This window comes from Micromonospora sp. NPDC049049 (assembly GCF_040649115.1).
Classification (GTDB): Bacteria; Actinomycetota; Actinomycetes; order Mycobacteriales; family Micromonosporaceae; genus Micromonospora.
Genome location: NZ_JBEZEX010000009.1, coordinates 126,308 through 134,193, shown reverse-complemented (window position 1 = coordinate 134,193; position 7,886 = coordinate 126,308). Strand labels below are relative to the sequence as shown.

10 protein-coding genes are annotated in these 7,886 nt (G+C 71.1%); 4 read left to right on the top strand and 6 right to left on the bottom strand.

All coding sequences use genetic code 11. The annotated features are described in order from the left end of the window. Positions 1-75 precede the first annotated feature (75 nt). Both AB0B68_RS12320 and AB0B68_RS12315 read right to left on the bottom strand, forming a co-directional pair. Positions 76-309: a sulfurtransferase TusA family protein gene (locus tag AB0B68_RS12320; protein ID WP_357259686.1), complete on the bottom strand. Its 234-nt coding sequence runs from the start codon at positions 307-309 to the stop codon at positions 76-78. After that, the gene (locus AB0B68_RS12315; RefSeq protein ID WP_357202851.1) at positions 306-1,457 is read right to left on the bottom strand and encodes an aminotransferase class V-fold PLP-dependent enzyme; all 1,152 of its coding nucleotides are present in this window, start codon (positions 1,455-1,457) and stop codon (positions 306-308) included. Before AB0B68_RS12315 ends, AB0B68_RS12320 begins: the two co-directional genes overlap by 4 nt. A 230-nt stretch (positions 1,458-1,687) precedes the next feature. Here AB0B68_RS12315 and coxB point away from each other — a divergent pair, with 230 nt between their 5' ends. Beyond that, positions 1,688-2,659 (top strand): cytochrome c oxidase subunit II, encoded by a 972-nt coding sequence (gene coxB, locus AB0B68_RS12310; RefSeq protein WP_357202848.1) that lies wholly within the window; start codon positions 1,688-1,690, stop codon positions 2,657-2,659. A 9-nt stretch (positions 2,660-2,668) separates the two neighbouring features. Next, a complete protein-coding gene (locus AB0B68_RS12305; RefSeq protein ID WP_355007746.1) occupies positions 2,669-3,094 on the top strand; it encodes a cytochrome c oxidase subunit 4 in 426 nt (141 codons plus the stop codon). Positions 3,095-3,225: 131 nt separating this feature from the next. On the opposite strand, the gene AB0B68_RS12300 is transcribed toward AB0B68_RS12305, so the two are convergent. From AB0B68_RS12300 to AB0B68_RS12285, 4 genes are all read right to left on the bottom strand, one after another. Then, complete coding sequence (locus AB0B68_RS12300) at positions 3,226-3,429, bottom strand: hypothetical protein (protein WP_357202844.1); 204 nt, start codon at positions 3,427-3,429, stop codon at positions 3,226-3,228. A gap of 271 nt (positions 3,430-3,700) precedes the next feature. After that, entirely contained in the window at positions 3,701-4,750 is a 1,050-nt protein-coding gene (trpD, locus tag AB0B68_RS12295; RefSeq protein WP_357202841.1) for an anthranilate phosphoribosyltransferase, read from the bottom strand. 91 nt (positions 4,751-4,841) lie between these two features. Beyond that, the gene (locus tag AB0B68_RS12290; RefSeq protein ID WP_091407513.1) at positions 4,842-5,237 is read right to left on the bottom strand and encodes a hypothetical protein; all 396 of its coding nucleotides are present in this window, start codon (positions 5,235-5,237) and stop codon (positions 4,842-4,844) included. A gap of 102 nt (positions 5,238-5,339) precedes the next feature. After that, a complete protein-coding gene (locus AB0B68_RS12285; RefSeq protein ID WP_355007809.1) occupies positions 5,340-6,269 on the bottom strand; it encodes a cytochrome c oxidase assembly protein in 930 nt (309 codons plus the stop codon). Positions 6,270-6,368: 99 nt separating this feature from the next. On the opposite strand from AB0B68_RS12285, the gene AB0B68_RS12280 reads away from it, so the two are divergent. After that, a complete protein-coding gene (locus AB0B68_RS12280) occupies positions 6,369-6,968 on the top strand; it encodes a heme-copper oxidase subunit III (RefSeq protein WP_112582810.1) in 600 nt (199 codons plus the stop codon). A 70-nt stretch (positions 6,969-7,038) separates the two neighbouring features. Further along, positions 7,039-7,875 carry a cytochrome c gene (locus AB0B68_RS12275; RefSeq protein WP_091407516.1) on the top strand — a complete coding sequence of 279 codons (837 nt, stop codon included), beginning with the start codon at positions 7,039-7,041 and terminating at the stop codon, positions 7,873-7,875. Positions 7,876-7,886 lie beyond the last annotated feature (11 nt).

Here is a 7,886-nt window from a genome sequence, read left to right as displayed (position 1 = left end):
GCGGGGTGCCGGGGTGCCGGGGTGTGTGGGGGAGCGGGGTAGGGGCGCAGGGTAGGGGTGCGGCGGGGGGTGGGGTTACTGGGTTCGGCGGATGTCGTAGGCGGGGCCTTCGGGGGCGTTGACCGAGCCGAGGAACTCCTGGCCGCGCATCCGGCACCAAGCGGGTATGTCGACCGCCGCTGCCGGGTCGTCGGCCAGCACCCGGACCACAGTGCCGACCGGGACCTCGGGCATCCGTCGGGCCGCAGCGATCACCGGCAGCGGGCAGCGTTGCCCCCGGCAGTCGATCACCTCGTCGGGCGTCGTCACAGCCCCACCACCCCGGCCTCGGCGCGCAGCCCGGCGACGATCCCCGGCAGCTCGGTCAGGAACCGCTCCACGTCCGCCTCGGTCGTCTCCCGGTGCAGGCTGACCCGCACGTTGCCATGCGAGAGCACCCCCATCGCCTCCAACACGTGCGACGGACGCAACGTGGACGACGTGCAGGACGAACCGGACGACACGGCGAAGCCCCGCCGGTCCAGGGCGTGCAGCAACGCCTCCCCGTCCACGTACAGGCAGGAGAAGGTGACCAGGTGCGGGAGCCGGAGCACCGGGTCGCCGACCACCTCGACGTCGGGCACCTCCGCCGCGACCCGTTCCCGGACCCGGTCCACCAGGGCGGTCAACCGGGTCGCCTCGGCCGCCGCGTCGGCCGCCGCCGCCCGCAGGCTCGCCGCCGCCGCCACGACCGCCGGCAGATTCACCACCCCGGGGGTACGTCCGCTCTCCCGCTCGTCGGCCGGCCAGGGTGACTCCCAGCGAGTGCCCTTGCGGACCGCCAGTACCCCCACGCCGGGCGGCCCACCCCACTTGTGGGCGCTCGCCGTCAGCACCGACCAGCCGGCCGGCAGAGGCACTCGGCCCACCGACTGTGCCGCGTCCACGTACAGCGGCACACCCACGTCGGCGCAGGCCGCAGCCGCCTCGGCGACCGGCTGCACCGTCCCCACCTCGTGACTGGCACTGATCAACGCGGCCAGCGCGACCCCTGGGGCCCGAACGGCGGTCGACCACGCGGTCAGGTCCAGCCGGCCCAACCGGTCGACCGGCACCGCGGCGGCCGTCCCGCCAGCGCCGACGTGCCGTTCCGCAGCGTGCAGCACCGCCGAGTGCTCGATCGCCGAGTGCACCAGCGTCGAACCGACCCGGCGTCGCCCCGCCAGGCCGCCGAGGACGGCGCCGTGGGCCGCGGTCGTACCACTGGGGGTGAAGGAGACCTCATCGGCGCGGACGCCGAGCGTCACCGCGGTGGCCTCGCGGGCGGCGTCGAGCAGTTGCCGGGCCCGGCGGGACTGCGAATACAGCTTGCTCGGATCGGCCCAGCCGTCGTCGAGCGCGGCCAGCAGAGCCTGCCGCGCGACCGGATGCATCGGCGCGGCGGTCGCCGCGTCCAGGTAGACCGGGGATGCGCTCACAGACCTGCCTTCGTTCGCGGCTGCGGGGCTCGCGACCCCGGCTCACTCCTCGCGCTCACAGACCAAGACGCTATCGCGGCGGTATGCCTAGGATCCCCCCGATGGGGGTCGGACAGTGACCCCACCACGGCCGAGTCCGTCATGGTCGAGTAATCTGCGACCGTCGGTGACGCCTTTGCCGCGGGTGCTGAGGAAAGACGCACCGCGGCGCGCTAGGGAGGCAGGACCAGGTGGTCGCAAGGAGTTCGGAGGTACGGCCGTCGGCCGTACGGCACAGCGCTTCCCCAGGGGTTGGTGGACGCCGGGGGCGTGGTGCTGGTCGCCTGGCCGGGCTCGGTCTCGGTGGCGTGGCGTTGCTGGTTCTGCTCACGGGCTGTGACGTCGGTCAGGCGTTCCACGGCTTCGGCTGGCCGCAGGGCGGCATCTCGCCGGAGTCCAAGCGGATGTACGACCTGTGGATCGCCTCCTGCATCGCCGCGCTCGCGGTCGGCGTCTTCGTGTGGGGCCTGATCTTCTGGTGCGTCGTGCGCTACCGCAAGCGTGGCAACGCGCTGCCGGTGCAGACCCGCTACAACATGCCGATGGAGTTCCTCTACACCATCGCGCCGATCCTGATCGTCTCCGTGCTCTTCTACTACACGGCGATCGTGCAGACCGACGTCGACAAGTTGTCGAAGAACCCGGACGTCACGGTCGAGGTCGTCGCGTTCAAGTGGAACTGGCAGTTCAACTACCGGGACGGCCAGGGCACGGAAGCCCGCACCACCGCGTCGACGCTCGGCACCAGCGAGGTCATCCCGGTGCTGGTGCTGCCGACCAACCGGTCCATCCGGTTCGAGGAGACCAGCCGCGACGTCATCCACTCGTTCTGGGTGCCGGAGCTGCTCTTCAAGCGGGACGTCATGCCGGGCAAGATCCGCAACGTGTTCGAGGTCTCGAGCCTGGACGCCGAGGGTGCCTACGTCGGGCGCTGCGCCGAACTGTGCGGCAGCTACCACGCGTTCATGAACTTCGAGCTGCGGGTGGTCTCGCCGGAGAAGTACGACCAGTTCCTCGCGGCCAAGCAGAGCGGCAAGTCCACCCAGGATGCGCTGTCGGCGATCGGTGAGCAGCCGTACGCGACGACCACGCAGCCGTTCGACACGCGGCGGACGCAGGACAACTTCAACCCGGACGACGTTCCGGCCCGCACGGGAAGCTGAGGCAGCCGCATGAAGACCGAGTGGCGTATCTTCCTGATCATCGCCGGGTTCCTCTTCGGCGCCACCATCCTCTACGGTGCCTGGACGAACGGTGCGTCGGGCGGCATCGAGTGGGTCGGCACCGTCGCCCTGCTGCTGTCGTTCCTGCTCTGCTCGATGTGCGGTGGCTTCTTCTGGTTCGTCTCCCGCCGCATCGACCTGCGCCCGGAGGACCGTCCGGACGCCGAGATCGCCGACGGCGCTGGTGAGGTCGGCTTCTTCAGCCCGGGCAGCTACTGGCCGTTCGGTCTGGCGCTGGCCGCCGCGATCGCCGCGCTCGGCCTGGTGTTCTGGCAGTACTGGCTGATTGGTGCCGGCCTGCTGGCCGTCGTCTTCTCCGCCTGTGGGCTCCTGTTCGAGTACTACAGCGGCACCCGGCGTACCGCCGAGCACTGACCCACCCGGTCGCCGTCACGACCGACCCGGCATGACGAAGGCCCGTTCCCCGAGTGGGGGAGCGGGCCTTCGGTCATGCGCCACCCCGCCCGGGGTGGGCCTGCGCTGCTGCGGTCGGGGGGTGACTGCGGTCAGGCGGCGCGGCGGTGGGCGGGCTGGCGGCGGCGGGCGGCCAACCGGGTGACCGGGACGGCGAACGCGCTGACCACCACGGCGGCGCCGCAGCCGGTGCAGATCAGCTCGGGACAGTCGGTGCCGTGGCCGTCGACGCAGGGCGGCGGCTCGAACGGCGCCACGCCCTCACAGACGTCGCAGTAGAGATCGCGGTGCGACACGGGCGTCTCCTCTCACGTCAGGCGAACCGCCCCCGGATGCGACGGCGACGCACCGACGGCAGCAGAAAACTACTCAGCTGTAGTTTCCCAGACGGGTCCGACAAATCTCCGCGCACCGTCGTCCGCTCGCCGGCATCCGGGCGTGATCCACTCGACTTCGATGACGTCGGGGCATTGGAGCGGCCCTGACACCACGGATTCAAGGAATCCGAGGTGATCACGCCCAAGACTCCGCCTGCGGACGGCGCCGCCGGGTCCGGTGGTGCTGAGGTCAGGCGGCGGCGTTGGCGGTGGCGATCCAGCGGTCCAGGGTGGCGGCGGCCGCGCCGGAGTCGATCGACTCGGCGGCACGGGCCAGGCCGGCGCGCAGCGCCTCGGTCAGGTCACCGTCCAGCGGCCCCTGGGTGGCCAGCGCCGCCGCCGCGTTGACCAGCACCGCGTCCCGGACCGGGCCCTTCTCGCCGGCCAGCAGGCGACGAGCCACGCCCGCGTTGTACGCGGCGTCACCGCCGCGCAGGTCCGCCAGGGTGGACCGGGGTACCCCCAGGTCCGTCGCGTCCAGCACGACCTCGCGTACGGTGCCGCCCTGGGCCGCCCAGATCCGGGTGGGGGCGGCGGTGGTGAACTCGTCCAGCCCGTCCTCGCCGCGCATCACGATCGCCGAGTCGCCGCGGGCCGCGAACACGCTGGCCATGACCGGGGCCATCCGCAGGTCGAAGCAGCCGACCGCGCCGGCCCGGGGGCGGGCCGGGTTGGTCAGCGGGCCGAGGAAGTTGAAGAAGGTGGGCACGCCCACCTCGCGGCGGACCGGGCCGGCGTGCCGCATCCCGGGGTGGAAGCGGGCCGCGAAGCAGAACCCGATGCCGGCCTCCTCGACACAGCGGGCGACCTGCTCCGGGCCGAGATCCAGCGGGATGCCGAGGAACTCCAGCAGGTCGGCGGTGCCGCACAGGGAGGAGGCGGCCCGGTTGCCGTGCTTCACGACACGGACGCCCGTGCCGGCGACCACCAGCGCCGTCATCGTGGAGATGTTCACCGTGTGGGCGAGGTCACCGCCGGTGCCCACCACGTCGAGCGCGGTGCGGCGCAGCTCCTCGGGGAGCGCCACCGGGACCGCGCGACCGAGCATCGCCTCCACCAGGCCGGCCAGCTCGGCGGGCGTCTCACCCTTGGCCCGCAGCGCCACGGCGAACGCGGCGATCTGCGCCGCGCTCGCCGAGCCGGTCATGATCTCGTCCATCGCCCAGGCGGTGTCGGCGGTGGAGAGTTCGTCACCGCGCAGCAGCGCGTTGAGCAGGTGCGGCCAGGTCCGATCGCCCATGGCGGGCCTCCCGAGCATGCGAAGTGCGGGTGGGCTGGAACCGGCGCCGACGAGATCCGGCGCCGTGGGGGTGCCGGAGGAGCGGGGGACGTCAGGCGGGTGCGTGCGTCCGCAGCAGCTCGGCCACCGTGCCGCCGGTGGTCACCGGGTCGAGCGGGTGCACCAGCGTCGCGTCGACCTCGGCGTACGCGGCGAGCCATCGGTCCGCGGCGCGGGCGATCACCAGGCAGGTCGGGGGAGCGTCGTCCCGGTCGTCCTTGACCTGCCGGGCGATGCCGATGCCGCCGCCCGGGCTCGCCTCACCGTCGAGCAGCAGCAGGTCGATCTCGTAGTCGTCGACCAGCCGGATGGTCTCCGCGTAGGTCGACGCCTCGACGAACTCGATCTGCAGACCGGGAGCGGGCCGGGTGCCGACGGCCATCCGCATCCGATCACGGACCTGCGGGTCGTCGCTGTAGAGCAACACGGTGCAAAGACGATCGGTCATGCCGGAACTCCCACCTCGTAGCTGCCCGCAGATCGTACCGGTCGGCGTGACGTAGCCGACATCCCGCCCGACGTCGCGCGCCGGGCGTACCGTCCGGGCAGCTCAGGCGGGCGCGGCGTCGGCGGCGCGTTCGCGGGCCTCCTGGCGGTCCAGCTCGCGGTCCACCCGCCGGGCCTCCCGCTCGGACTGCTTGACCCACTGCACCACCAGCACCGCGAGCATGGTCACACTGACGAATTCGCCACCGGCCCAGAGGATGCCGCCGGCGACCACCTGGTCCTGCCACGGGTCGGACCAACCGAGGTTGAGCGACGGGTACCAGTCGCCGCCGAAGAGCGTGCTGCTCTGCATGATGGTGAGGCCGAGCACTGTGTGGAAGGGCACGGAGAGCAGCATCAGCAGCGCACGCGCCGGGTACGGCCAGCGGCCGGGCAGCGGGTCGAGGCCGAGCAGCGGCCAGAAGAACACGCAGCCGGTCATGATGAAGTGCGCGTGCACCAGCTCGTGCGCCCAGGCGTGTTCGAGGGTGTAGCGGTACAGGTCACTGAAGTACAGCACGAACGGGTTGACCACGAAGATGGCGAACGCCACCAGCGGGAAGCTGTAGACCCGGGCGACACGGCTGTGCACGATCGCGAGCAGACGCTTGCGCGGCCCGACCGGCAGGGTGCGCAGGGCCAGGGTCATCGGTGCGCCCAGGGCCAGGAAGATCGGCGCCACCATGGACAGCACCATGTGCTGGATCATGTGCACGGACAGCAGCGCGGTGTCGTACGCGTGCAGTCCGCTGACCGTGACGAGCGCGATGCCACCCAGGCCGGGGCCGAGGAAGAACACGGTACGGGTGATCGGCCAGCGGTCGCCGCGTAGGCGCAGCCGGTACACCCCGTAGAGGTACAGGCCGGCGGCGAGCACCAGGCCGAGGGCCAGCCAGCTGTCCAGCCGGGTCTCGGTCAGCACCGCGCCGACGGTGAACGGCGGCGGGGCCGAGGTGGCGGCGAAGATCGGATCGACGTGCAGCACGCTTTTCAGGCTAGGCCAGGCGAACCGGACCCTGACGCTCGGGCCACGGAAGGCGCAGGTTTGCCACCCCGCTGATCGGCGGCCCCGGTCAGGGGCAATAATGACGGCGTGACTGCGGCCCCAGCCATTGACAAGAGCCGGATCCACTCTCTGACCCGACCAAACATGGTCAGCGTCGGGACGATCGTGTGGCTCTCCAGTGAACTCATGTTCTTCGCGGCGTTGTTCGCGATGTACTTCTCCATCCGCGCGGCTGCGCCGGAGCAATGGGAGAAGCACACCGAAGCGCTGAACATCCCGTACGCGACCACCTTCACGGTGATCCTGGTGCTGTCCTCGGTGACGTGCCAGCTCGGCGTCTTCGCGGCGGAAAAGGGTGACGTGCACGCGCTGCGGCGCTGGTTCACCGTCACCTTCGTGATGGGCCTGATCTTCGTCCTCGGCCAGCTGAACGAGTACCGGCACCTGGTCGCCGACGGCATCAAGATCAACGAAGACGGGTACGGGTCGGTGTTCTACCTGACCACCGGCTTCCACGGCCTGCACGTGACCGGCGGTCTGATCGCCTTCATCATCTTCATGGTCCGTACGACCATGGGCCGGTTCACTCCGGCGCAGGCGACCTCGGCGATCGTCGTGTCGTACTACTGGCACTTCGTCGACGTCGTGTGGATCGGGCTGTACGCCATGATCTACTGGCTCCAGTGATCTTGCGCGTCACATTCCGCGCTGCTGCTCCGTCCCCTGAGACAGGTCCAACCGGTTAAGGACACCGCTCATGACTTCTGACAACGACCGCCGACGCGGTCTGCTCGCGCGGTTGCGCGAGCGGCCCGCCGCGCGCAGCAGGGGCCGCCGCCGGCTGGGCGCCGCGGTCCGGCTGATCGCCGCGTTGATGCTCGCCGGTGGCGCGTACACCGTCTTCGCCCCGGGCGCCCAGGCGCAGGACAACCCGCAGCTGACCGGCGCCGCCGCCGAGGGCAAGGCGCTGTTCGACGTGAGCTGCGTGACCTGCCACGGCCGCAACGCCCAGGGGGTCGAGGGCCGCGGGCCGAGCCTGATCGGCGTCGGCGCGGCATCGGTCGAGTTCCAGGTCAGCTCCGGGCGGATGCCGCTGGCCCGCCAGGAGGCCCAGGCGCACCGCAAGCCCCCGGTCTTCACCGACGAGCAGACCCGTCAGCTGGCCCAGTACATCCAGGAGCTTGGCGGCGGCCCGGTCGTGCCCGAGGGCGACGACCTTCGCGAGGACGGCAACATCGCCGCCGGCGGTGAGCTGTTCCGGATCAACTGCTCGCAGTGCCACGCCTTCGGTGGCGGCGGTGGTGCGCTCTCCTCGGGCAAGTTCGCCCCGAGCCTGCACCCCGCGACCGACCGCCAGATCTACGCGGCGATGTTGAGCGGCCCGCAGAACATGCCGGTGTTCGGCGACAACCAGCTCCGGCCGGAGCAGAAGGCCGACATCATCGCCTACATCCAGGAGACGCTGAAGCACGACCAGGACCCGGGTGGGTTCAACCTCGGACGGTACGGCCCGTCCACCGAGGGTTTGGCGATCTTCCTGGTCGGCATCGTCGCGCTCGTCTTCGCCAGCCTGTGGATCGCGGGTAAGTCGTGATCGAGCAGGCC

Coding starts and splice junctions, on each gene's coding strand:
- AB0B68_RS12305 (WP_355007746.1), top strand. CDS start 2,669: ATGAAGACCGAGTGGCGTATCTTCCTGATCATCGCCGGGTTCCTCTTC.
- trpD (WP_357202841.1), bottom strand. CDS start 4,750: ATGGGCGATCGGACCTGGCCGCACCTGCTCAACGCGCTGCTGCGCGGT.
- AB0B68_RS12290 (WP_091407513.1), bottom strand. CDS start 5,237: ATGACCGATCGTCTTTGCACCGTGTTGCTCTACAGCGACGACCCGCAG.
- AB0B68_RS12275 (WP_091407516.1), top strand. CDS start 7,039: ATGACTTCTGACAACGACCGCCGACGCGGTCTGCTCGCGCGGTTGCGC.